The sequence below is a fragment of the Pseudomonas sp. OVF7 genome (assembly GCF_030644265.1).
GTDB lineage: Bacteria > Pseudomonadota > Gammaproteobacteria > Pseudomonadales > Pseudomonadaceae > Aquipseudomonas > Aquipseudomonas gorinensis.
Map to the genome: position 1 here is coordinate 4911139 of NZ_CP128996.1, position 25788 is coordinate 4936926.

10 protein-coding genes are annotated in these 25788 nt (G+C 64.0%); 2 read left to right on the forward strand and 8 right to left on the reverse strand.

The features are described 5' to 3' along the window. Positions 1-6: 6 nt before the first annotated feature. Positions 7-7788, reverse strand: a complete 7782-nt coding sequence (locus tag QU606_RS22195; protein WP_370531077.1) for an amino acid adenylation domain-containing protein — start codon at positions 7786-7788, stop codon at positions 7-9. Between the two features lie 3 nt (positions 7789-7791). Further along, positions 7792-18726, reverse strand: a complete 10935-nt coding sequence (locus QU606_RS22200) for a non-ribosomal peptide synthase/polyketide synthase (RefSeq protein ID WP_304997529.1) — start codon at positions 18724-18726, stop codon at positions 7792-7794. A gap of 209 nt (positions 18727-18935) precedes the next feature. Here QU606_RS22200 and QU606_RS22205 point away from each other — a divergent pair, with 209 nt between their 5' ends. Next, positions 18936-19187 (forward strand): type II toxin-antitoxin system HicA family toxin, encoded by a 252-nt coding sequence (locus QU606_RS22205; RefSeq protein WP_024076056.1) that lies wholly within the window; start codon positions 18936-18938, stop codon positions 19185-19187. Next, positions 19184-19543: a type II toxin-antitoxin system HicB family antitoxin gene (locus tag QU606_RS22210; RefSeq protein ID WP_024076057.1), complete on the forward strand. Its 360-nt coding sequence runs from the start codon at positions 19184-19186 to the stop codon at positions 19541-19543. Before QU606_RS22205 ends, QU606_RS22210 begins: the two co-directional genes overlap by 4 nt. Here the strand turns inward: QU606_RS22210 and QU606_RS22215 are convergent, their stop codons facing one another. The 6 genes from QU606_RS22215 to QU606_RS22240 all read right to left on the reverse strand — a co-directional run bounded on the left by QU606_RS22215 (position 19544) and on the right by QU606_RS22240 (position 25706). Beyond that, a complete protein-coding gene (locus QU606_RS22215) occupies positions 19544-20716 on the reverse strand; it encodes an MFS transporter (RefSeq protein ID WP_024076058.1) in 1173 nt (390 codons plus the stop codon). Between the two features lie 40 nt (positions 20717-20756). Beyond that, positions 20757-22112 carry an MATE family efflux transporter gene (locus tag QU606_RS22220; protein ID WP_024076059.1) on the reverse strand — a complete coding sequence of 452 codons (1356 nt, stop codon included), beginning with the start codon at positions 22110-22112 and terminating at the stop codon, positions 20757-20759. A 26-nt stretch (positions 22113-22138) separates the two neighbouring features. After that, positions 22139-22711 (reverse strand): DUF2239 family protein, encoded by a 573-nt coding sequence (locus QU606_RS22225; protein ID WP_150095401.1) that lies wholly within the window; start codon positions 22709-22711, stop codon positions 22139-22141. 401 nt (positions 22712-23112) lie between these two features. Then, positions 23113-23460, reverse strand: a complete 348-nt coding sequence (locus QU606_RS22230; RefSeq protein ID WP_024076061.1) for a zinc ribbon domain-containing protein — start codon at positions 23458-23460, stop codon at positions 23113-23115. Between the two features lie 2 nt (positions 23461-23462). Further along, a complete protein-coding gene (gene fmdA, locus QU606_RS22235; protein WP_024076062.1) occupies positions 23463-24692 on the reverse strand; it encodes a formamidase in 1230 nt (409 codons plus the stop codon). 105 nt (positions 24693-24797) lie between these two features. Further along, a complete protein-coding gene (locus tag QU606_RS22240) occupies positions 24798-25706 on the reverse strand; it encodes a LysR family transcriptional regulator (RefSeq protein ID WP_024076063.1) in 909 nt (302 codons plus the stop codon). Positions 25707-25788: the final 82 nt, after the last annotated feature.

The window sequence follows — 25788 nt, forward strand, 5'->3', positions numbered from 1 at the left end:
CGCCCCTCAGGAAATCAATTTATCCAAATCTTCTGCTGATAGACGTTTGAGGGCCTCCAAGGATTTAGCCAATGCGTCCTGCACCGGCGAATTAATTGTCTGTTGCGCCGCCACGCCGGCAGTGAATTCGGCCAGGGTCGGTGTGGTGAAAATCGATTTGACGTCGAATTCGCTGTGCAACTGCTCACGCAGGCGAACCACCACTTGCGTGGCCAGCAGGGAATGGCCGCCCAGTTCGAAGAAGTTGTCGTGCAAGCCCACACGCTCCACCTCCAGTACCTCGGCCCAGATCGCGGCAATCTGCTGCTCCAGCTCACTCTGCGGCGCGACGTACGGCCGTGCCTGCAAGTTGGCATCCACCTTGGGCAGCGCTTTGCGGTCCAGCTTGCCGTTAGGGCTGAGCGGCATCTGCTCCAGCAGCATCCATTGCGCCGGGACCATGTAGTCCGGCAAATGGCTGGCCAGGTGGGCGCTCAAGACCTCACGCCAATCCTCCTCGGCGCCTTGCAGCACCAGGTAGCCGACCAGGTATTTGCCGTCGACCGCCAACACTGCGGCCTCACGCACCCAGTCGTGCTCCAGCAGGCGCGCTTCGATTTCGCCCAGTTCGATACGCAGGCCACGCAATTTCACCTGATGGTCAATGCGCCCGGCGTATTCGATCACCCCGTCGTCGCGATAACGCGCCAGGTCGCCGGTGCGGTACAAGCGCTCACCTTTTACGAAAGGGTTGGCAATGAAACGCTCGGCGGTCAACGCCGGACGACGGTGATAACCGCGCGCCAGGCCGACGCCACCCAGGTACAACTCGCCCAACACGCCGACCGGGGCGGGCTCGAAGTTGTTGTCGAGGATGTAGCAGCCGAGGTTGGCAATCGGACGGCCAATCGGTACGGCGTCGCGACCCTCTTCAATGCAGGTCCAGTGGGTCACGTCGATGGCGGCTTCGGTCGGGCCATAGAGGTTGTAGAGCGTGGCGTGCGGAAGTTTGGCGAACACCTGCTGCTGCGCATCCACGGGCAAGGCTTCGCCACTGCACACAATGCGTTGCAGGCTGTGGCAATGGGCGACTTCCGGGTCCTGGAGAAACGCCTGCAACATCGACGGCACGAAGTGCAGCGTGGTGATCTGTTCGGTCCGAATCAGGCTGACCAGTTTGGCTGGATCGCGGTGATCCCCCGGTGCTGCCACAACCAGGCGCGAACCGGTCATCAGCGGCCAGAAGAATTCCCACACCGACACGTCGAAGCTGAACGGGGTCTTTTGCAACACGCTGTCGCTGGCATCCAGGGCGTAGACTTCCTGCATCCAGTGCAGGCGATTGAGCAACGCCGCATGCCGGTTGCCCGCCCCCTTGGGCTGGCCGGTGGAGCCGGAGGTGTAGATCACGTAGGCCAGGTTTTCGCCGTCCAAGGCGATGCCGGGGTTCTCTTCGCTGTAGCCTTCGAATGTTGATTCACCCAGCACCAGGGTTTCCAAACCTTGGGGGATCGGCAGTTGCGCCAGCACCTGCGCTTGAGTCAGCAGCAGCTTCACGCCGCTGTCTTCGAGCATGTAGGCCAGGCGTTCGCGCGGGTATTCCGGGTCCAGCGGCACGTATGCACCGCCGGCCTTGAGCACCGCCAGCAGGCCAACCACCATTTCAACGGAACGCTCCAGCGCCAGCCCCACCAATACATCCGCCCCGACGCCTGCCTCGATCAAACGATGGGCCAGGCGATTGGCGCGGCGGTTCAGCTCGGCATAGCTCAACGAAACGTCACCGAAGCGCAACGCCGGGGCCTGCGGTACGCGCGCGACCTGCGCTTCAATCAGCTCATGCACGCAACGCTGCGACGGGTAGTCCCGTGCGGTGGCATTCCAGTCCTGCAGCACCTGCCGACGCTCGGTGATATCCAGCATCGGCAAATCGCCCAGGCGCTGTTGGCCGTCATCGACCATGGCCTGCAACAGGTTGACCAGGTGCCGGCCATAATCTTGCACGGTCGAAGCCTTGAAATAGCCATGGGCAAAACTGAAGTGCAGCGACAGGGTCTCGCCGAGGTCCACCAGCACGGTCAGCGGGTAACTCGTTTGTTCATGGGCCTTGGGCAGGCCGAAGCGAATACCGCTGTCGCCGCTCTGTTCCAGGGCTTTGGACACCGGGTAGTTTTCGAACACCAGGATGTTGTCGAACAGTGCCGCCCCGCCCTGCCCGGCCCAACGCTGAATGTCATACAGGCCAGTGTGTTCATGCTCGCGCAGCGCCAGGTTCTGCGCCTGGACCGCCTGCAACCAGTCCGCCACCGTGTGTTGCCCGTCCACGGCGCAGATCACCGGCAGGGTGTTGATGAACAGGCCAAGCTGTTGCTCTACACCGGAAAGCTCCGCCGGACGCCCGGCCACGGTGGCGCCGAAAGACACCACCGCCTGGCCGCTATGGCGTTGCAGCAGAATCAACCAGGCCGCCTGCACCAGCGTATTGAGGGTGACCTTATTGCAACGTGCAAAGGCTTCCAGCCGCGCGGTCAGCGATTGCGCCAGGCTGTACCGGTAGTCGCCATAGCCGTCGATAGCGTCGGGCTGGCGGCTGCCCAGGCGAGTCGGCGTTTGCAGCGCGCTCAACTGCGCGCGCCAGAAGGCTTCAGTGGCGTCGGCATCCCGCTGTTGCAGCCAGCCAATATAGTCGCGATAGCGTCCGCCAGCCTCGGGGACGGCCACGCCGGCATAGCGTTGCAGCACTTCGCCAAACAGACGCGAGTTGCTCCAGCCATCCATCAGGATGTGGTGATAGGTGTAGATCAGCTCATGGCGCTGCTCATCGGTGCGCACCAGCAGCAAACGCAGCAGTGGCGCCTTGGCCAGGTCGAAGCCCTGGCGGCGCTGGGCACGCTGCAGGTTGTGCAGTTCCAGTTCACGTTCGGGCATGGCGCGCCAGTCCAGCACTTCGATCCGCACTGGCGCATCGCGGTACACCACCTGGCACGGCCACTCCAACTGGCCTTCCCAGAAGAACCCCGTGCGCAACACCTCATGGGCCTGCACCGTGGCCTGCCAGGCTTGCTGGAAGCGTGCCACGTCCAGGCCGTCGGCCGTGACGCGGACCTGGTTGATGTAGTCGCCCGCAGCCTGTTCATACAAGGTGTGGAACAACATGCCCTGCTGCATCGGCGACAAGGTGTAGATATCCTCCACGCCCTCGGCGGCCAGCGGCAGCGACTCCAGTTGTGCCTGGTCCAGGCGCGACAATGGGAAGTCGCAGGCGGTGAAGCCGCTGTTGCCCGGAGTGCAGCAGTGCTCTATCAGGGCCGTCAATTCGCGGGTAAACGCCTCGCTCAGCGCTTCGATCTCACGGGCCTCGAACATCAATGGGCTGAAGGTCCAACCGATCTGCAACTCACCGCCATACACCTGGCCATTGAGGGTCAACCAGTTGCTCAACGGGGTATCGGGGCTCTGCTCGGCGCCGGCAGGTTCCGACGCGGGGGCAAACAGGCCGTCCGGCTGATCAAAACTGCCGTCGAACTGGCCCAGGTAGTTGAAGGTGATACGCGGCTGCGGCAATTGGCTGAAGGCCTGGCGTGTCGACGCATCGCCCAGGTAGCGCAGCGCGCCAAAGCCCAGGCCCTTGTTGGGGATAGCACGCAGTTGCGCCTTGATCTGCTTGATCGAGCCGGCCAGGGTCGCGGCCGGGGTCAGGCGGACCGGGAACAGGCTGGTGAACCAACCCAGGGTGCGGGTCAGGTCGAGGTCGTCAAACAAGTCTTCGCGGCCATGGCCTTCAAGCTGGATCAAGCTTGAAGCGTGCCCGCTCCACTGGCAGATCACCCGTGCCAGGGCGGTCAGCAGCAGATCGTTGATCTGCGTGCGATAGGCCGTGGGTGCCTGTTGCAGCAGTTGCCGGGTGTGTTCGGCATCCAGTTGGCTGACCACGGTCTGCGCCAACCGGCCGGGGCACGCACCTTGCGGATCGCGGCACGGCAAGTCGGTGGCCACGCCCTGCAACTGCTGTAGCCAGAAGTCTTTTTCCGCCTGCATCGAGGGGCCGCGCGCGTGGGCCTGCAAGCGCTCGGCCCAGGCCTTGAACGATGACGTCTTGGCCGGCAGCGTATGTTGGCGATACAGGCTTTGCAGGTCTTCAAGGAATACCCGCCAGGACACGCCGTCCACCACCAAGTGGTGCATCACCAGCAACAGGCGCTGGGAGCCATCGGCCAACTCGGCGAGTACCGCGCGCAGCAACGGGCCATGTTGCAGGTCCAGGCTACGTTGGGCCCGTTCGCAGAGGGCCAGGAGTTCGCTGGCATCTTGTACGCGCTCGTGCCACAGCAGGCTCGCGCTCGGTGCGTCATGGCGCGCGACCCAGCCATCGGCCTGCTGGCTGAAACTCAGGCGCAGCACATCGTGATGCCGGGTGATGGCTTGCAGGGCTGCCGTCAACCGCTCGGCCTCTAGCGGCTGGCGCGGGGTCAGCAGCAGCGATTGGTTCCAGTGATGCGCGTGCGGCAGTTTTCGTTCGAAAAACAGTTGCTGGAACGGCAGCAACGGCGTCACGCCCTGCACCGGGCCCTGGTCGATCACGTGGGCGGTCTGCAACTGCGCCACGCGCGCCAGGCTGCGCACGGTCTGATGCTGGAACAGGGCCTTGGCGCTGAAGTGGATACCTTCGGCACGGGCGCGGCTGACCACCTGGATCGAGATGATCGAGTCGCCGCCGCGTTCGAAGAAATTGTCGTTCAAGCCGACGTGCTCGACCCCGAGTACTTGCGCCCAGATCGCGGCGATCCGTTGTTCCAGCGCACTTTGCGGGGCTTCGTACGGTTGCGCGGCTTCGGGTTTTGGCAGGGCCTTGCGGTCCAGCTTGCCATTAGGGCTGAGCGGCATCTGCTCCAGTCTCAGCCATTGGGCCGGGACCATGTAGTCCGGCAAATGGCTGGCCAGGTGGGCGCTCAAGACGTCACGCCAATCCTCCTCGGCGCCTTGTAGCACCAGGTAGCCAACCAGGTATTTGCCGTCGACCGCTAGCACCGCGGCCTCACGCACCCAGTCGTGCTCCAGCAGGCGCGCTTCGATTTCACCCAGTTCGATACGCAGGCCACGCAATTTCACCTGATGGTCAATGCGCCCGGCGTATTCGATTACGCCATCGTCGCGATAACGCGCCAGGTCGCCGGTGCGGTACAGGCGTTCGCCTTTTACGAACGGGTTGGCGATGAAACGCTCGGCGGTCAGCACCGGACGACGGTGATAACCGCGCGCCAGGCCGATACCCCCCAGGTACAACTCGCCCAGTACGCCGACCGGAGCGGGCTCGAAGTTGTTGTCGAGGATGTAGCAGCCGAGGTTGGCAATCGGACGGCCAATCGGTACGGCGTCGCGGCCCTCTTCAATGCAGGTCCAGTGGGTCACGTCGATGGCGGCTTCGGTCGGGCCATAGAGGTTGTAGAGCGCGGCGTGCGGAAGTTTGGCGAAGACTTGTTGCTGCGCATCCACCGGTAAGGCTTCGCCGCTGCAGATGATGCGTTGCAGGCTGTGGCAATCGGCGACTTCCGGGTCCTGGAGAAACGCCTGCAACATCGACGGCACGAAGTGCAGCGTGGTGATCTGTTCGGTCTGAATCAGGCTGATCAGCTTGGCTGGATCGCGGTGATCCCCCGGTGCTGCCACAACCAGGCGCGAACCGGTCATCAGCGGCCAGAAGAATTCCCACACCGACACGTCGAAGCTGAACGGGGTCTTTTGCAACACGCTGTCGCTGGCATCCAGGGCGTAGGCTTCCTGCATCCAGTGCAGGCGATTGAGCAACGCCGCATGCCTGTTGCCCGCCCCCTTGGGTTGGCCGGTGGAGCCGGAGGTGTAGATCACGTAGGCCAGGTTTTCGCCGTCCAAGGCGATGCCGGGGTTCTCTTCGCTGTAGCCTTCGAATGTTGACTCACCCAACACCAGGGTTTCCAAACCTTGGGGGATCGGCAGTTGCGCCAGCACCTGCGCTTGAGTCAGCAGCAGCTTCACGCCGCTGTCTTCGAGCATGTAGGCCAGGCGTTCGCGCGGGTACTCCGGGTCCAGCGGCACGTACGCACCGCCGGCCTTGAGCACCGCCAGCAAGCCGACCACCATTTCGACGGAACGCTCCAGCGCCAGGCCCACCAGCACATCCGGCCCGACGCCTGCCTCGATCAAACGATGGGCCAGGCGATTGGCGCGGCGGTTCAGCTCGGCATAGCTCAGCGACACATCGCCGAAACGCAACGCTGGCGCCTGCGGTGCACGCGCGACCTGCGCTTCAATCAGCTCATGCACGCAACGCTGCACTGGGTAGTCCCGCGCGGTGGCGTTCCATTGGTAAACGATTTGCTCGCGCTCAGCCGCGTCCAGCACCGCCAGGTCCTGCAACGGCAACGCCGGGTTGGCCACGGCCACGCGCAACAGGCCCAGCCAGTGGCGCAGCATGCGCGACGCCGTGGCGGCGCCGAACAGGTCGGTGGCGTAGGTCAACGAGGCCCGCACGCCGTCGGCGCTTTCCTGGGTGTCCAGGCTCAGGTCGAACTGGGCGCTGCGGGTCTCCCATTCCAGGTTGGCCACGCGCAGGCCCGGCAGTTGCCGGGCGCTCGCCTGGGTGTTGGCCTGATGGTTGAACATCACCTGGAACAACGGGTTGTGGCTCAAGGTACGTTCCGGTTGCAACGCCTCGACCAACTGCTCGAAGGGCAGGTCCTGGTGGGCCTGGGCTTCCAAGGCGCGGCGCTTGGTGTGCTGGAGCAATTGAGCAAAGCTCATTTGGCCGTCGAGATCGGCCTTGAGCACCTGGGTGTTGACGAAAAAGCCGATCAGCGATTCGGTCTCGACGCGGTTGCGGTTGGCAATCGGCACGCCGACCCGGATGTCCTGCTGGCCGCTGTAGCGATACAGAAACGCCTGGAACGACGCCAGCAGCAGCATGAACAGCGTCACGCCTTCACCCTGGGCCAAGGCTTTCACCCCGGCCACCAGCGCGGGTTCCAGGGCGATGTCCTGGCGCGCGCCCAGGAAGCTCTGTTGCGCCGGACGCGGGTGATCGAGGGGCAGCTCCAGCACCGGTTGCGTGCCACCGAGTAGCTCACGCCAATAGGCCAACTGCCGCGCCTTCTCGCCCGCTTCCATCCAGCGGCGTTGCCATAGGGCGTAGTCAGCGTACTGGATCGGCAACGGCGCCAGGGTGCAGTCCTCGCCCTGGCTGTAGGCCGCGTAGCGTTGCATCAGCTCCTGCACCATCACGCCCATGGACCAACCGTCCGAGACAATATGGTGCTGCACCAGCACCAGCACATGCTCGTCTTCACTCAGGGTGAGCAGGCTGACCCGCAGCAGCGGACCTTGCTGCAAATCGAACGGCCGCGCGATTTCGACTTCCACGCGCGCCTTGAGCCGGGCCTCGTCGACCGGGCTTTCAGCGATCCGGACCACGGCATGGGCCAGCACTTCCTGGGAACGCTGTTCATCGCCCAGGTGCAAACGGGTGCGCAGGCTTTCATGCCGCGCCACCAGGGCATCGAAGCTGCGTTGCAGGGCAGCCTTGTCCAGCCGCCCGCTCAGGCGCAGGGCTCCGGGGACGTGATACGCGGCGCTGTCCGGGTCGAGCTGCCAGAGGAACCACTGGCGCTCTTGGGCGTAGGACAGCGGCAAGTGTTGGCCGTCCTCGCGGATCGCGGCAATCGGCAATTGAGCGAAACTCATGCCACGGCTTTGCAGACGTTGATAGAACTGCTGGCGCTGTTCCAGCGGCAAGCGAAGAAAGCGCGAGACCAGGTCGATATTCGGGTTGGAAAGCATGGTTCAAATCGCCTCTAGTTCGCTCAAAAAGTCACGAAGGTCATCAAAATCTTCCGCCGTACCCGCGCGGAAGGTGGCAGCCGCCTGGGCATAGGCGCGCAGTGAATCGGTCTGGAACACTTCCACCAGCGGCACTTCCAGGCCCAGTTCAGCCTGGACCCGCGAGGTGATCTGGATGGCCAGCAGCGAATGGCCGCCGACTTCGAAGAAGTTGTCGTTCAAGCCCACCTTCGGCAGACGCAGCACCTCGGCCCAGATCGCGGCGATCTGTTGCTCCAGCTCGGTTTCAGGCGCCACGTAGTGTTGTTGCAACTGGCTCGGGTCCGGCGCGGGCAAGCCCTTGCGGTCGAGCTTGCCGTTGGGGGTCAGCGGCATCTGCGCGAGGAACATGAAGTGCGCCGGCACCATGTAGTCCGGCAGGCGGGACTTGAGGGCGCGGCGCAGGGCATCGCGGAACTCCACCGCGTTGATCAGGGCGGGGTCGGCAGGCACCACATAGGCCACCAGTTGCTTGCCGGTCGGGCCGTCCTGGGCCACGACCACGGTTTCGCCGACGCTGTCCTGCTCTCGCAGGCGCGCTTCGATTTCACCCAGTTCGATGCGGAAGCCGCGGATCTTCACTTGATGGTCGACGCGGCCAAGGTAATCCACCACGCCATCCGGACGGCCACGGGTCAGGTCGCCGCTGCGGTACACGCGGCTGCCGGGTTTGCCGAAGGGGTCTGGCACGAAGCGTTCGGCGGTCAGGGCCGGACGTTCCAAGTACCCCCGGGCCACGCCCTCCCCGCCCAGGTACAACTCGCCGGCCACGCCGATGGGTTGCAGGTTGAGTTGCGCGTCCAGCACATAGCCGCTGCGGTTGCCGAGCAATGTGCCGATGGGCGCATAGACCGCACCGCACGGGTCCCCCTTGCGGGCCTTCCACAGCAACGGCGTGACCACGGTTTCGGTTGGGCCGTAGCCATTGAACAGGTAGGTCGGTTTCAGCGCACGCCAGGCCAGGTCGTAGCTGGCTTGCGCCACCGCATCGCCGCCGAAGCAGTACACCCGCACGGCCGGTGGGTTGCCGTCGCGCTCGGCATGCTCGGCCAGCTGTTGCAGGTACACCGGCGGGAATACGGCCATCGTCACTTGGTGGCGATGCATCTGCGCGTAGGTGTATTCGGGCAACCACAGGCTGTCATCGCGGATCAGCACGCTTGCACCGTTGATCAGCGGGTGCATCCAGCCTTCGTGGGAACCGTCGAAGGCGAACGACATGAAGTGCAGTTCGCAATCGGCCGGCGAGGTTTCATAGCGCTCGCCGGTGGCAATGATGTGCGCCACCAGCGGGCCGTGGGACACCGCCACGCCCTTGGGCAGGCCGGTGGAGCCGGAGGTGTAGATCACGTAGGCGAGGTTGTCGCCGTGCAGCTTCACGTCTGGAGCCGTGTCGCTGTAATCGGCCCATTCCTCGGTGCGATCGATCGCCAGGGTATCCAAGCCGTCAGGGATCGGCAGTTGCTGCAACGCCCGCGAGTGAGTCAGCAGCAACCGGGCGCGGCTGTCTTGCATCATGTACAGCAGGCGATCACGCGGGTATTCGATATCCAGCGGCACATACACCCCGCCCGACTTGAGCACCGCGAGGAACGCCACCATGATCTCGGCGCTGCGTGGCATGGCAATCGCTACGCGCACTTCCGGGCCCACACCACGGGCGATCAGCGCACGGGCCAGGCGGTTGGCCTGGCGGTCCAGCTCGCCGTAAGTCAGGGTCTGCGCGTCGAACTTCACCGCCACGGCCTCCGGTGTTTCAGCGGCACGGTCGGCGACCAATTCGTGCACCAGGCGCGTGGCCGGGAAGCCTGAATCGGTGCGGTTCCACAACTGCAAGATGTGCTGCTGCTCGTCGCGGTCCAGCAGGTTCAATTGGCCAATGCTCTGCGCCTGATCATCGACCATCGCCTGCAACAGGTTTTGCCAATGGCGTGCCATGCGCTCGATGGTTGAGGCGTCGAACAGATCAGTGGCATAACTCAGCGAGGCGCCCAGTTGCTCCGGGGACTCTTCGATATCCAGGGTCAGGTCGAATTGCGCGACGGCTTCGTCCCAGCTCACCGGGCTCATGTCCAACTGCGCAAGGCCGCGTAAATGCCGGCCGGACTGGCTGATATGGTGGTTGAACGCGACCTGGAACAACGGGCTAAGGCTCAGGCTGCGCTCCGGCTGCAGGGCTTCGACCAACTGCTCGAACGGCAGGTCCTGGTGGGCCTGGGCCTCCAGCGCACGCTGTTTGACCTGGGCCAGCAACTGGCGGACGGTGGTGTGCCCATCGATGTCGGCCTTGAGTACCTGGGTGTTGACGAAGAAGCCGATCAGGCCCTCGATCTCCACGCGGTTGCGGTTGGCGATGGGCACGCCGACGCGAATATCCCGTTGGCCGCTGTAACGATGCAACAGCGCCTGGTAAGCCCCCAGCAACAGCATGAACACGGTCACGCCTTCACGCTGGGCGAGGGCCTGGAGACGCTCGACCAACGGCACCGGCAGCGCAATATTCAGGCGCGCGCCACGATGGGTAGGCACCGCCGGGCGCTGATGATCGAACGGCAGCTCCAGCACCGGTTGTTCGCCCCCCAGCAGGTCTCGCCAGTAAGCCAGCTGGCGCGCCTTCTCCCCCGCCTCCATCCAGTCGCGCTGCCACTGCGCGTAATCGGCGTACTGGATCGGCAAGTCCGGCAGTTGCAGCATTTGGCCCTGGCTATAGGCGGCGTAGAGTTGCACCAGTTCATCGACCATCACCTGCATCGACCAGCCATCGGAGATGATGTGGTGCTGCACCAGCACCAAGACATGCTCGTCCTCGGCCAGGCGCAACAGGGTCACACGCATCAGCGGGCCCTGGCGCAGGTCGAACGGCTGGGTGATGCGCGCCTCGACCTGCGCCTTGAGGTGGGCTTCATCGGTGTCGACCGGGTGCAATTCGATCCGCGCCCGCGGGCTGATCACTTGAACGGTACGACCGGCCTCTGGCTGGAAGTGGGTACGCAGGCTTTCGTGGCGCGCCACCAGCGTATCGAAGGCGCGCTGCAGGGCGTCGCGATCCAGCCGGCCTTTCAGGCGCAAGGCGCGGGGCACATGGTAGGCGGCGCTGTGCGGGTCCAACTGCCAAAGGAACCACTGGCGCTCCTGGGCATAGGACAGGGCCAAGGGTTGGTCACGTTCGGCCCGCTCAATCCGGGTGATTGCAACGCGGGCCTGGGTCAAGGCGCGGACAAAGTTGCCCAGCACGGGCTGCTCAAACAACGCCTTCACATTCACGTCCAGGCCCAAGCCATGGCGCATACGTGACACAGCTTGGGTGGCCAATAGGGAATGGCCGCCCAGCTCGAAGAAATGGTCGTGCATCCCGACACGTTCCACGTCGAGTACCTCAGCCCAGATCGCGGCGACCTGTTGCTCCAACTCGCTGCTCGGCGCGAGGTACTCACGGCCGACGACATCGGGCTTGGGCAGGGCTTTGCGGTCCAGCTTGCCGTTAGGGCTCAAGGGCATGTGCTCCAGCAGCATCCATTGCGCCGGGACCATATAGTCCGGCAAATGGCTGGCCAGGTGGGCGCTCAAGACCTCACGCCAATCCTCCTCGGCGCCTTGCAGCACCAGGTAGCCGACCAGGTATTTGCCGTCGACCGCCAACACTGCGGCCTCACGCACCCAGTCGTGCTCCAGCAGGCGCGCTTCGATTTCGCCCAGTTCGATACGCAGGCCACGCAATTTCACCTGATGGTCAATGCGCCCGGCGTATTCGATCACGCCGTCGTCGCGGTAGCGCGCCAGGTCGCCGGTGCGGTACAGGCGCTCACCTTTTACGAACGGGTTGGCGATGAAACGCTCGGCGGTCAGCGCCGGACGACGGTGATAACCGCGCGCCAGGCCGACGCCACCCAGGTACAACTCGCCCAACACGCCGACCGGGGCGGGCTCGAAGTTGTTGTCGAGGATGTAGCAGCCGAGGTTGGCAATCGGACGGCCAATCGGTACGGCGTCGCGACCTTCGTCGAGGCAGGTCCAGTGGGTCACGTCGATGGCCGCTTCGGTCGGGCCGTACAGGTTGTACAGCGCGGCTTGCGGAAGTTTGGCGAAGACTTGTTGCTGTGCGTCCACCGGCAAGGCTTCGCCACTGCACACGATGCGTTGCAGGCTGTGGCAATGGGCGACGTCCGGGTCCTGGAGAAACGCCTGCAACATCGACGGCACGAAGTGCAGCGTGGTGATCTGTTCAGCCTTGATCAGGCTGATCAGCTTGGCTGGATCGCGATGATCACCTGGGGCTGCCACAACCAGGCGCGAACCGGTCATCAGCGGCCAGAAGAATTCCCACACCGACACGTCGAAGCTGAACGGGGTCTTTTGCAACACGCTGTCACTGGCATCCAGGGTGTAGGCTTCCTGCATCCAGTGCAGGCGGTTAAGCAACGCCGCATGCCGGTTGCCCGCCCCCTTGGGTTGGCCGGTGGAGCCGGAGGTGTAGATCACGTAGGCCAGGTTTTCGCCGTCCAAGGCGATGCCGGGGTTCTCTTCGCTGTAGCCTTCGAATGTTGATTCACCCAGCACCAGGGTTTCCAAACCTTGGGGGATCGGCAATTGCGCCAGCACCTGCGCCTGGGTCAGCAGCAGCTTCACGCCGCTGTCTTCGAGCATGTAGGCCAGGCGTTCGCGCGGGTATTCCGGGTCCAGCGGCACGTATGCACCGCCGGCCTTGAGCACCGCCAGCAGGCCAACCACCATTTCGACGGAGCGCTCCAGCGCCAGCCCCACCAGCACATCCGGCCCGACGCCTGCCTCGATCAAACGATGGGCCAGGCGATTGGCGCGTCGGTTCAGCTCGGCATAGCTCAGCGACACATCGCCGAAACGCAACGCTGGCGCCTGCGGTGCACGCGCGACCTGCGCTTCAATCAGCTCATGCACGCAACGCTGCAACGGGTAGTCCCGCGCGGTGGCATTCCAGTCGCCGAGCACCTGGCGGCGCGCGGCCTCCGTCAGCGACGGCAAATCCCCCAGGCGCTGCGCTGTGGTGCTGGCCAAGCCTTGCAACAGGTACTGGAAGTGCGTGGCCAGTTGCTCGATCTGCGCCTCACTGAACACCTGCACATCAAAGCTGAACTCGAATTCCAGGCCCGCGCCTGCCCCCAACAAGACGGTCAGCGGGTAGTGGGTCTGCTCGATGTTCTGCACATCACTGAAGGTCAACCCGGCCGGCGCGCCAGCGGCCAGCGCGGCGGAAACCGGATAGTTTTCAAACACCAGCAGCGTGTCGAACAACGCCGCGCCACTGGCGCCCGCCCAACGCTGGATATCGAACAAGGGCGTGTGCTCGTGCTCACGCAAGCTGAGGTTCTGTGCCTGTACCTGTTGCAACCACTCACTGACCCACAAGGTCGGGTTCGGGGTGGCGATCACCGGCAAGGTATTGATGAACAGCCCGACCTGCTGCTCCACACCCGGCAACCCCGCCGGCCGCCCGGCCACCGTGGCGCCGAACACCACGGTGTCCTGGCCGGTCTGGCGTTGCAGCAGCAACAGCCAGGCGGCTTGCACCAGCGTGTTCAGGGTGATTTTGTGGGCCTGGGCAAACGCCTTGAGTGGCGCGGTCTGCGCGACGCTCAGGGCCAGGGCGTAGCTGCCCTTGGCCGAAGAATGCTCGGTCGGGGTGGCGCGCGCCAAGCGCGTCGGCGCCTGCAACGTGGCCAACTGGCCTTTCCAGAACGCCTCGCTGGCCGACGAGTCCTGGCCTTGCAACCAGCCAATGTAGTCGCGGTAATGCCCTTGCAGCGCCGGCAACGGCTGGCCGACATAGTGCTGCAAGACCTCCCCCAGCAATTGCGCCCGGCTCCAACCGTCCAACAGGATGTGATGGTTGGTGAGGATCAGGTGGAAACGATTGACACCGATACGCACCAGTTTCAGGCTGAGCAACGGCGCCCGATCCAACACGAAACCTTGTGCGCGCGTGGATTCGCTCAACGCATCCAATGCCGCTTGCGGGTCTGGTTGCGCCTGCCAGTCGCACTCGACGAAGGGCAAGGCGCTCTCGCGATACACCGCTTGCAACGGCTGCGCCTGGTCCTGCTGCCAGATAAACCCGGTGCGCAACATGTCGTGCCGCGCCAGCACCTGCTCCCAGGCGCGTTTGAAGCGCGGCACGTCCAGGCCGTGGAGATTGGCGCGCAGCTGGCTGACATAGATTGCATCCTGGCCCTGCTGGTACAGGCTGTGGAACAGCATGCCCTGTTGCATCGGTGACAGTGGGTACAGGTCCTGCACGTCGCGCGATGGCAGCGCCAGGTCGTCCAGTTGCCGTTGAGTGAGGCGGGCCAGGCTGACATCGGCCGGCGTGAAAGCACCGTGTTGCGGATCGACGCAATGCTCGATCAGCGCCAACAGCTCGCGCTGGTAATCGTCCGCCAGGCCCTGAAGGGTCGAGGCCTGGAACATCTCGCGGCTGAAGCCCCATTGCAGCGCCAGTTCGCCACCGTACACCTGGCCCTCCACCGTCAGCCAGTTGGCCAGCGGTGCCGTGGGGTCCTGGGCCTGGCCGCTGCCTTGGCTGGCGGGCACGAACAGCGCCGACTCATCGAACTGGCGGTCGAACTGGCCCAGGTAGTTGAAGGTAATGCGCGGCGCAGCCAACCCGGCGAGGGACGCGCGGGCCTCGGGCGTCCCCAGATAACGCAGCAGGCCGTAGCCCAGGCCCTTGTCGGGCACGGCACGCAGTTGCTCCTTGACCGCTTTGATCGCGCTCGACAACTCGCCCTCAGCTTGCAGGCGGACCGGGAACAGGCTGGTGAACCAACCGACGGTGCGGGTCAGGTCGAGCCCATCGAACAGGTCTTCGCGGCCATGGCCTTCGAGCTGGATCAGCGCGGCAGGCTGGCCGCTCCAACGGCAGATCACGCGGACCAACGCGGTCAGCAGCAGGTCATTGACCTGGGTGCGATAGGCCAGCGGCGCGTCCTGCAACAACCGGCGGGTCTGCTCGGCATTGAGGCGGGTCTCGAGCCTGCCCTCCAGGTGGTTTTGCAGGCCGCCCTGGGGGGTGTCGCACGGCAGCTCGGTGTCGCTGGACTGGGCCTGCCAGTACGGCAATTGCGCGCTGAGGGTGCTTGCATGGGCCTGCAACTGCCGCGCCCAGTGCTGGTAGGCGCTGGTCTTGTTTGGCAAGGGCTGCTCGCGATAAGCCTGTTGCAGGTCCTCCAGCAGAATGCGCCAGGACACGCCATCGACCACCAGGTGGTGCACCACCAGCAGCACGCGTTGTGTGCCATCGGCCAGGCTGACCAACGCGGCACGCAGCAGCGGGCCTTGCGCCAGGTCGAGGCTGCGCTGGGCTTCGTCACACAGCGCTGCCAGCTCAGCATCGGTGCTCGCGTGGGATTGCCACAACGCCGCCTCCGTCACCGGCACGGCGTAGGCTTGCTGCCAGCCGTCGCCCTGTGGGGTAAAACGCAGGCGCAGGGCGTCGTGATGGTTGATCAAGTGCGTCAAGGCGGCGTCCAGCCGCGCAGGCTCCAGCGCCTCGCGCGGGGTCAGCAACAGTGACTGGTTCCAATGCTGGCGCGCCGGGATCGCCTGGGCGAAAAAACCCTGCTGCACCGGGGTCAGGATCACCTCCCCGCTCACCGGGCCCTGATCGATAACGATCGACGCGTCCTGGCTCGCTACCCGCGCCAGGCTGCGCACACTCTGGTACTGGAACAGGTCGCGCGGGCTCAGGCGTATGCCCGCCTGGCGCGCACGGCTGACCACCTGGATGGAGATGATCGAGTCGCCGCCCAGTTCGAAAAAGTTGTCGTCCAGGCCGACCTGCTCGACCCCGAGCACATCGCGCCAGATCGCCGCCAACGCTTTCTGTACAGGCTCCTGCGGGGCCGCGAATGCCTGCTGCGCCACGGCTTCCGGCACTGGCAAGGCCTTGCGGTCGAGCTTGCCGTTGGCGGTCACCGGCAGCTGGTCCAGGGTGATCAAGTGGGTGGGGACCATGTACTCCGGCAAGCTGTCGAGCAGCCAGGCCTTGAGGTCGATTGGCGCGTCGCCATTCGGCACCAGGTACGCCACCAACTGCTTGCCGCCGTGAACCAGCACCACGGCTTCACGTACGCCGGGGTGCTGCATCAGTTGCGCTTCAATTTCGCCCAGCTCGATGCGCAGGCCGCGCAACTTGACCTGATGATCGAGGCGGCCCAGGTATTCGAGCACGCCGTCGGCCCGTTGGCGCACGCGGTCGCCGGTACGGTACAGGCGCTCCCCCGCAACGAACGGGCTCGGTACAAAGCGCTCCGCCGTCAACCCAGGGCGCCGATGGTAACTGCGCGCCAGGCCGGTGCCGCCCAGGTACAGCTCGCCGGATACGCCAGCGGGCACGGGGTTGAGCTGGGCGTCGAGCACATAGGTGGCGAGGTTGGCGATCGGGCGGCCAATGGGCACGCTATCGGCGCCTTCGTCGACGCACGTCCAGTGGGTCACGTCGATGGCGGCTTCGGTCGGGCCGTAGAGGTTGTACAGGGCGGCGTTCGGCAATTTGGCGAACACCTGGCGTTGCGCGTCGAGGGGCAATGCCTCGCCGCTGCACACGATGCGCTTGAGGCGGGTACAGCGCTGCACGCCCGGCTCATGGATAAACGCCTGGAGCATCGACGGCACAAAGTGCAAGGTGGTGATGGCGTGCTGGCCGATGGTCTCGATCAGGCGCGCGGGCTCGCGGTGTTCGCCTGGCGCGGCCACCACCAGGCGAGCGCCGGTCATCAGCGGCCAGAAGAACTCCCATACCGATACGTCAAAGCTGAACGGAGTTTTCTGCAGGACCGCGTCACTGGCATCCAACGCGTAGGCCTGCTGCATCCAGCACAGGCGGTTGACCAGTGCACGGTGGCTGTTGCCGGCGCCCTTGGGCTTGCCGGTGGAGCCGGAGGTGTAGATCACGTAGGCCAGGTTCTGCGCCTGCATGGGCACCGCCGGCGAGGCGCTGCTATAGCCCTCCAGCCACAGCGCGGGCTGGTCCAGGGCAATCACCCGCAGGCCAGCGGCAGGCAACAACGGCAATAGGCTCTGTTGGCTGAGCAGCAGCGCAATGCCACTGTCTTCGATCATGTAGGCCAGGCGTTCCTGGGGGTATTCGGGGTCCAGCGGTACATAGGCGCCACCGGCCTTGAGGATCGCCAGCAGGCCGACCACCATGTGGAGGGAGCGCTCGACACAAATCCCCACCAGCACGTCCGGGCCGACGCCCTGCTCGCGCAAGGCGTGGGCCAGTTGATTGGCGTGCGCGTCGAGTTGCGCATAGGTCAAGGTGGTGGTGCCGAACACCAGCGCCGGGGCATCCGGCGTGCGCTGCACCTGGTCTTCGATCAAGTGGTGCATGGCACGCTCAGTCGGGTACGGCGCGGCGGTCTGGTTCCAGGCCTGCACCAGCAGGTGCTGCTCGTCGGCGGCCAGCATCGGCAACTCACCGATGCGCTGCTCACCATCGGCCACCATGGCCTGCAACAGACGGATCCAGTGGCGCGCCATACGGGCGATGGAGGGCGCGTCGAACAGGTCGTTGGCGTAAGTCAGCGCGGCATGCAGGGTGCCGGACTTTTCATAGGTATCAAGGGTCAGGTCGAACTGGGTGGTGCGGCCCTGCCACTCCACCAGGGCCAGTTCCAGGCCAGAGGCAGTGCGGACCGAGGCGATGTCGGCCACCACCGGCTGGTGGTTGTACATCACCTGGAACAGCGGCGTATGGCTGAGGCTGCGCTCGACCTTCAGGGCTTCTACCAAGCGTTCGAACGGCAACTCCTGGTGGTCCTGGGCGCCCAGGGCATGCTCCTTGATGGCGTGCAGCAACTCGGCCACGCGGGTCTGCCCGGTCAGCTCGGTGCGCAGCACCTGGGTGTTGACGAAGAAGCCGATCAACCCTTCGACTTCGCTGCGATTGCGGTTGGCGATGGGCACGCCGATGCGCAGATCAACCTGCCCGGTGTAGCGATGCAACAACATGTTGAACGCGCCAAGCAGCAGCATGAACAGCGTGACATTGTGCTTTTGCGCGCAGTTGCGCAGTTGTACCGCCAGTGCCGGGTCGATTGCGAAGGTATGGCGCGTACCCTGATAGCTCGGCATGGCCGGGCGTGGACGGTCGGTCGGCAATTCCAGTACCGGGTGCTCATCGCCCAGGCGCGCTTGCCAGTAGTCGAGCTGGCGCGCCTGCTCCCCGGCTTCCAGCCAGCAGCGCTGCCACAGGGCATAGTCGCTGTACTGGATCGGCAATGGCGGCAGTTGCGGCGTGTCGTTGCGCTCGTGGGCGTCGTAAAAGCGGATGAACTCGTCGATCAGCACGTTCATCGACCAGCCATCGGAGACGATATGGTGCAGGGTCAGCAGCAGCACGTGTTCCTGTGCATCGAGCTTGAGCAACTGCACACGCAGCAACGGCCCGTGCTCCAGGTCGAACGGCAGCAGCGATTGGCGGGTTGCCGCCTGGTTGATGGCCTGCTCGCGCGCCGTCGGCTCCAATGCGCTGAAATCCAGGTGTTCGATGGCCAGCGATGGCTCGACGGCCACCTGCACCAGGCGCTCATCGGCCTGGCGCTGGAACACCGTGCGCAACGTTTCATGGCGCGCCACCAGGCTGGCGAATGCCTGCTCCATGGCGCGCAGGTTCAATGCGCCCTTGAGCCGCACCGCCCCCGGCAAATTGTAGGCGCCGCTGGTCGGGTCCAGTTGCCACAGAAACCACATGCGCTGCTGCGCGTAGGACAACGCCTGGCGATCCTGCGCCTCCACCCCTGCCGGAATCGGAAACCGGGAAAAATCCACCCCTTCCTTCTGCAACGCCTGCAGGAACAGCTGGCGTTTTTCCAGGGGCAACCCGATAAACCGGCGAGCAAGTTTCAAGGAGTCTTCAGCATTCATTTCTTGGAGTCCGGAGCAATAGGCGGGAAGCACAAAGGCACGTCGTCCCTATAAAACGAACCGGAGAAGGAAAAATTAGCGGAGGGCGGGAGGCGTCGAGCAGCGCGTCATCAAGGGTTACATCAATCTCCGCTGAGTTACGCCAACTCGGGCTAGCATTGACGCACACCACTTTTTGCAACTACATTTAGTTACACGCAGGGAACGCCGTGTCCAAAAATGAAAAGCTGCTCGCCAAACTGCTCAATGAACACATGACATTCACCTGGCCCGAGCTCGTCACGCTGCTGCGTCGGCTTGGCTACACACAAATCGAGGGGGCGGGAAGCCGCGTCAAGTTCGACATCGGCGACCCCACGGCAATGATCACCTTGCACAAGCCTCACCCCGGCAACGAACTGAAACACTACATTCGTCGCCAGGTCATCGAACAATTGAGATCAGGAGACCTGATTCAGTGAACAACCAACTGAAATACAACGGTTACATCGGCTCTATCGAAGCCAGCCTCGAAGACAACTGCCTGTTCGGCAAAATCCTCTTCATCAAGGCGCTGGTCAGCTATGAAGGGAAAACCGTCGCCGAGTTAGACGCGGCCTTCCGCGAGGCCGTGGATGACTATCTCGCGACCTGCCAGACCCTGGGGCAAACCCCGGAGAAGCCATGCAAAGGCTCGTTCAATGTGCGGGTCGGCCATGACCTGCACCTGGCAGCGGCCCTGGCGGCAACCCGTAAGAAAGTCACGCTCAACGACCTGACGCGCCAGGCGTTGAACGAGTTCCTGCAACACCACGGCGCAGACCCGGCGATCGGTTGATCAGCCCAGTCGCCGATAACCCAGCACCGCCGCCCCCAACACCACGGCGCCCGCCGCCAGCGACACCCAGAAGCCGCTGGCCGCGCCAAACTGGTCGATCATCCAGCCGCAGCTGGCGGCGCCGATGGCCACGCCGATACTGAGACCGGTGATCAGCCAGGTCATGCCTTCGGTGAGGCGGCTCGGCGGGACGATTTGTTCCACCAGGGCCATGGACACGATCAGCGTCGGGGCGAAGAACAGGCCGGAAACGAAGATCGCCACCGCCAACCCAGGGATGTTCGTCACCAACAGCAGTGGCAAGGTGGTCAACGCCGTGGCCACCCCGCAGCACAGAAACTGCCGGGGCAGCGGCGCCTTCAACTTGAGCGCGCCGAACGCCAACCCCGCCAGGCACGAACCGATGGCATACACCGACAGCACAATGCTCGCCGCTGCGGGTTGGCCCTGCTGCTGGGCAAAGGCGACACTGACCACATCCACCACGCCGACGATCACGCCCATGGCCAACAGCAGGATCATCAGGATCAGTACCGACGGTGAAGCGATCAACCAGCGGCCATGATGGCCCTGGTGCTCATGCACCGGCGGTTCCGTTGCGCGTTGCAACACAAAGACGGTGACGCCCACTGCCAGCAGCAGCGCCGCCACCAAAGGCCCGGCTTCCGGGAACAGCACGACGCTCAGGCCGACGGAGATCGGTGGGCCGATGATAAAACACACCTCATCGAGCACCGACTCCAGGGCAAACGCGGTCTGCAGCTTGGGCTGGCCGCGGTACAGCGCGGTCCAGCGCGCCCGTACCATCGCCGACATATTGGGCATGCAACCGGCCAGGGCGGCGAACAGGAACAACGTCCAGCTGGGGGCCTGGAAACGCGTACACAGCAACAGCAACAACAACGCCCCGCCACCGATCAGCGCAGCGATCGGCAGCACCCTGCCCTGGCTGTAGCGGTCGACCAGCCGTGACACCTGCGGCGCGCAGAATGCCGTAGCCAGGGCAAATATCGCCGCCACCGACCCGGCCAAGCCATAACCGCCGTGGACCTGCGAGAGCATGGTGATCAGGCCGATACCGGCCATGGACACGGGCATGCGTGCCAGCATCCCGGCAAGTACAAAAGCCCGGGCACCGGGCGCCTGGAACAATTCGGCGTAGGGGTTTGCCATCACTGCACTGTCTTCTTATAAGGAGGTGCGCAACCTTTTATCACACCAGCCGCTTGATCTGCTTGTGCCGCCACACCAACCGAAAGTACGTCGTCTGCAATGCCAGCATCGCCAGGTACGTCACGGGAAACGCCATCCACACCCCTTCCAGGCCGAAATGCGCGTTGAACAGATACGCCATTGGCAGTTCAACGCCCAGCACGCAGAAAATCGAGATCGCCACCGGCATCAGCACCACGCCGCTGGCACGCATGATCCCGCCGATCACCGCCTGGAAGCCGAACACCAGGATGCTCCACAGCATGATATGCAGCAGGTGTTCGGCGTTGATCCGTGCGGCGTCGTCCGTGATGAACAAGCCCAGCAACCAGTGGGATAACAGGTAGCCCAGCAGGATCAGGCCACCTGTCAGGCACAGGTTGATCAGCAACCCCGTACGCAGGATCGGCCCGATGCGTTCCAGTCGACCGGCACCAATCGCCTGGGCGCCCAGGATCGACGCGGTAATGGCAATCGACAGCGCCGGGAATTGCACATAGTTGACGATTTGGGTGACCGCGCCATAGGCCGCCGTGGCTTGTGAACCATGGCTGTTGACCAGGGCGAGGATGACCAATTCCGACAGCGACAGCACCACCATCTGCAAACCGGTAGGCAGTCCGATGCGTAGCACCTTGCCTAGAATCACCCGATCCAGACGCAAGGCCGCAAGCAGTTCACGATCCGGCGCCATCACATGGTTTTTATGACGCAGGCGCAGGATCAGAAACAGCATCGCCGACGCGTTACCCACCAGCCCGGCATACACCGCACTCTGGATGCCCATCGGCGGCAAGCCAACCCAGCCGCGGATCAGCGCCGGGGTCAGCAGCAGGCCGACCAGGGTCGAGACCATCAGCGCCAACAACGGCGAAACCGTGTCGCTCACCCCGCGCAACAGTTGGGTGTAGAGGATAAACACCAGCAGCAGCGGCATGATCAGCATCATCATCTGGGCATAACCCACCGCGTCATCCAGCACATCGATGGGGGTGCCCAGTGCCTGCAAGGCCGGGCGCGCGAACAGGCTGCCGAGTACCGCCGCGATCAAGCCCACCAGCGCGCCGAGGGTCAAGGTGGCCCCGGTGATGGCCTTGACCATCCCGGTTTCCTGGGCGCCCCAGGCCTGGCCGATCAGCACCGAGGCCCCCGCGCCCAGGCCGATCACCAGCGCAATAAAGAAGAAGACGATGGGAAACATCCCCGACACCGCCGCCAACGCCTGGGTACCGAGCATTTGCCCGACATAGATGCCATTGAGCGTGCCGGAAAAACTCTGCAGGAAGTTGGACAGCACCATCGGTGCCAAAAAGATCAGGTAGATCTGCCACAACGGCCGTTGTTGGGTGACTTCCATGGTAGTTCGAGTCCCTGGATTTATGATCAGGCAGTAAAAGCGTTGCGCGACAGCCAGGCCAGGTACGTCTGCACGTCTACCGGCCAGTGCGCGATCTGCTTGGAAAAGTCCGCCGCATCCTGGGCAAACAGCGCCCGCGCGGCATCCTCGAAACCCGGCAGGTCGCCGCCAATGGCGCTCATGAAGCGATAGCTGGCCTCCTTGGCATGGCGCATTTGATCACGGCAGGCATGGACATTGCGCGCTTCATCGACCAATCGGCGCAACGCGGCCGAAGCGCCGCCACGCTGCTGGCCCAACCACGCCCAGTGGCGAGGCAGCAAGGTGACTTCCCGCGCGACCACGCCCAGCTTTGGGCGCCCGACTGTGGGCACCGCGGGGGGCTCGTCATCGGTGTCTGTCGGTGCGGGTTGTTCCGGCGCATAACCTGCCGGCCAGGGATAGTCGACCTGGGTGCCGGTGGCGTCGTCAAAGACCAGGAAACTGCCCGCCGACAGGCCAAGGTCAACCAGGGCGGCAGCCACCTGGGCATAGGAACCGGCCGCCACGCGTTGGTGACGAACAAAGGCGCTGCATTGGGGAGTGATGTGTGCAGGCATGACTTATTACCCGGATATTATTTATTTTACCCGGATCATATTAGCCATAACGCTTCAACTTACAAGGCGATTCTCGTGAAACCTCCCGCCACTGAGCGCCGCCCGGACTGGCGCCCGACAGATAGGGCTGTCGTGGCGAGCGGGCCTGTGTGGCGAGCGGGCTTGTTGTGGCGAGCGGGCTTGTTGTGGCGAGCGGGCTTGCCCCGCGTTGGGCTGCGCAGCAGCCCCAAATCCCGCACCGCATTTTGTCTGAAAAAACGCGGTGATCTTACTGGGGCTGCTGCGCAGCCCAACGCGGGGCAAGCCCGCTCGCCACAGGGAGATTGGTCAGGATCTGAAGAGTTGTGTAGCCACCCATGCCACCATCGCCTGAGGCATGCGTACCGGACAACGCTCCTGGTCTAGTGACTGATCATCCAAGGCCGTGGCCCGGTCTGGGTCTTGAGGCCCAAGGGGTTGGCCTTGCTCGGCTCGACTTTTTTACCGGTGCCGCAGCAACTGCATCCGGCCGGATGGCGACGGTTCTCCCGGTATTCGCCGACGGTCTGCGGTGCGTGGGCACTGCGCTCGTTGCCGGCGATGGCCTTGCGTTGGTTGGCCGACAGCGTTTGCAGCGCCGGCGCCGACACCCTCAACGGCCCGCCAGGTCCTTCGCAGTACGGACACTGGCTGGGCTCGTTGCGCTGGGCCATCGGCCGCAGCAGCGTGAAAGTGCCACACGCCTCGCAGGCGTATTCGTAGGTCGGCATGGCTACAGGTCCGGGGCAATGGGCAGGTCGATGCTGCCGTCGAGGTATTTCGTCGGGCCGTTGGCGGTGGGGTTGATGTCGAACTCGAAGATCTCCGTGGGCAACCACAAGGTCGCGCAGGCATTCGGAATATCCACCACACCGCTGATATGCCCCTGCACCGGTGCCGAGCCGAGCAACGCATAACCCTGGGCCGGCGAATAGCCGAACTTGGTCAGGTAGTTGATCGCGTTCAAGCAGGCCTGGCGGTAGGCGATGTTGACGTCCAGGTAGTGCTGCTGGCCCTGCTCGTCCACCGAGATGCCTTCGAAGATCAGGTAGTTCTTGTAGTTCGGGGTGATCGGGCTCGGCTTGAACACCGGGTTCTTGATCCCGTACTTGGCCATGCCGCCCTTGATCAGCTCGACTTTCATATGCACCCAGCCGGCCATTTCGATAGCGCCGCAAAAGGTGATTTCACCGTCGCCCTGGCTGAAGTGCAGGTCGCCCACCGACAGCCCGGCGCCGTTGACATAGACCGGGAAGAAAATCTTCGAGCCACGGGACAAATCCTTGATATCGCAGTTGCCGCCATGCTCACGCGGTGGCACGGTGCGCGCGCCGGTCGCGGCCGCATCGTCACGGGCCTGGCCCTTGAGCTTGCCCATATGCGCGGTGGCGGCCAACGGTGCGTTGGCCAGCGGCGGCACGCGGGTGGGGTTGGTGTCGATCAGTTCCTGCTCGCGGCGGTTCCAGTCGGCAAGCATCACCGGGTCGGGCAGGCAGCCAATCAGGCCCGGGTGGATCAGGCCCGCGAAATTCACCCCTGGGATATGCCGTGAACTCGTGAACATGCCCTTGAAATCCCAGATGGCCTTTTGTGCGCTGGGAAAATGGTCAGTGAGGAACCCACCCCCGTTCTGCCGCGAGAAAAAACCGTTGAAGCCCCACTGGGAGTCGGCCTTGGCGCCGATATCGAGCAAGTCCACCACCAGCAAGTCACCCGGCTCGGCGCCGTGCACCCCCACCGGGCCAGACAGGTAATGCACGGTGGACAGGTCCACATCGCGCACATCGCTGGCGTCGTCGTTGTTCTTGATCGCGCCGGCGGTCCAGTCGTAGGTCTCGAGGATGAAATCATCGCCCGGCTTCACCCAGCACGCCATCGGGATATCCGGGTGCCAGCGGTTATGGATCTGCTCGTTCTCGGTGACGGGCTGGTTGAGGTCGACTTTGATCAGCGTTTCGGTCATGGACTGGCTCCTGGACGGATGACGGGATGCGTTCAATCCAGTCTCAGGGGGCCAGCGAAATCGGGAAATACGTTGGATGACGTATGGGCGCGGTCACCCGGTGCCTCAGATCGCCCGCGCCATATGCTCGGTAATCCGCCCGCGCAACCAGCGCTCTGCCGGGTCGTTGTCATGCACTCCGCTCCATACCATTGACAACTCCGCCGCGTCGATCGCAAACGGCGGGTCTTCGGCGCGCAACGCCGTGCCCTCGGTCAATGCACAGGCGGCGTAATCCGGCACCGTCGCAATAATCTGCGTACCCGCCAGCAGTGCACGCAGGCCGCTGAACTGCGGCACCGCCAGTACCACCCGGCGCGCGCGGCCGATGCGGGCCAGGTCCAGGTCGATATTGCCGCTCAAGTCACCCGAGAACGACACCATCGCATGGGGCCGTTCGCAATAGTCATCCAGGGTCAGAGGTTCTGTACCGGCATCGCCACGCAACACCTTGCAGGGGATATCCCGCAGCTTCTTGCGCTTGGCATTGGCCGGCAGATCCGTGGTGTAGCTGACCCCCACGGTGATTTCGCCACTGGCCAGCAACGACGACATCAACAGGTAATTGGCCCGGCGCACCACCACGATGATCCCCGGCGCCTCTTCGCGCAGTTGGCTGAGCAACGGCGGAAACAGGCCGAACTCAGCATCGTCGGACAGGCCGATGCGAAACACCGCGCAACTGGTGGACGGGTCGAAATCCTTGGCGCGGCTGACCGCGCTTGAAATGGTGTCCATGGCCGGTTGCAGCTCCTTGAGTATCGCCACCGCGCGTGGCGTGGGCTCCATGCCCCGCCCGTTGCGCAGCAGCAACGGGTCGTCGAACAGGTCGCGCAAACGGCCCAAGGCCGCGCTGACCGCCGGCTGGCCCATGAAGAGTTTTTCGGCGACCCGGGTCAGGTTCTTCTCGAACATCAGGGCCTCGAAAATCACCAGCAGGTTCATGTCGACGCGGCGCAGGTCGTTGCGGTTCATGGCGATATCCAAACGGTTGGCAAGCCACCAGATAAGCACGCAGGGCACGCTCTGGATTGCATGCCTGTGCTGTCTTTTCCGT

Excerpts from the sequence above, each read along its gene's own strand:
- QU606_RS22195 (WP_370531077.1), bottom strand. The coding sequence starts at position 7,788 with ATGCTTTCCAACCCGAATATCGACCTGGTCTCGCGCTTTCTTCGCTTG.
- QU606_RS22200 (WP_304997529.1), bottom strand. The coding sequence starts at position 18,726 with ATGAATGCTGAAGACTCCTTGAAACTTGCTCGCCGGTTTATCGGGTTG.
- QU606_RS22215 (WP_024076058.1), bottom strand. The coding sequence starts at position 20,716 with ATGGCAAACCCCTACGCCGAATTGTTCCAGGCGCCCGGTGCCCGGGCT.
- QU606_RS22220 (WP_024076059.1), bottom strand. The coding sequence starts at position 22,112 with ATGGAAGTCACCCAACAACGGCCGTTGTGGCAGATCTACCTGATCTTT.
- QU606_RS22225 (WP_150095401.1), bottom strand. The coding sequence starts at position 22,711 with ATGCCTGCACACATCACTCCCCAATGCAGCGCCTTTGTTCGTCACCAA.
- QU606_RS22230 (WP_024076061.1), bottom strand. The coding sequence starts at position 23,460 with ATGCCGACCTACGAATACGCCTGCGAGGCGTGTGGCACTTTCACGCTG.
- fmdA (WP_024076062.1), bottom strand. The coding sequence starts at position 24,692 with ATGACCGAAACGCTGATCAAAGTCGACCTCAACCAGCCCGTCACCGAG.
- QU606_RS22240 (WP_024076063.1), bottom strand. The coding sequence starts at position 25,706 with ATGAACCGCAACGACCTGCGCCGCGTCGACATGAACCTGCTGGTGATT.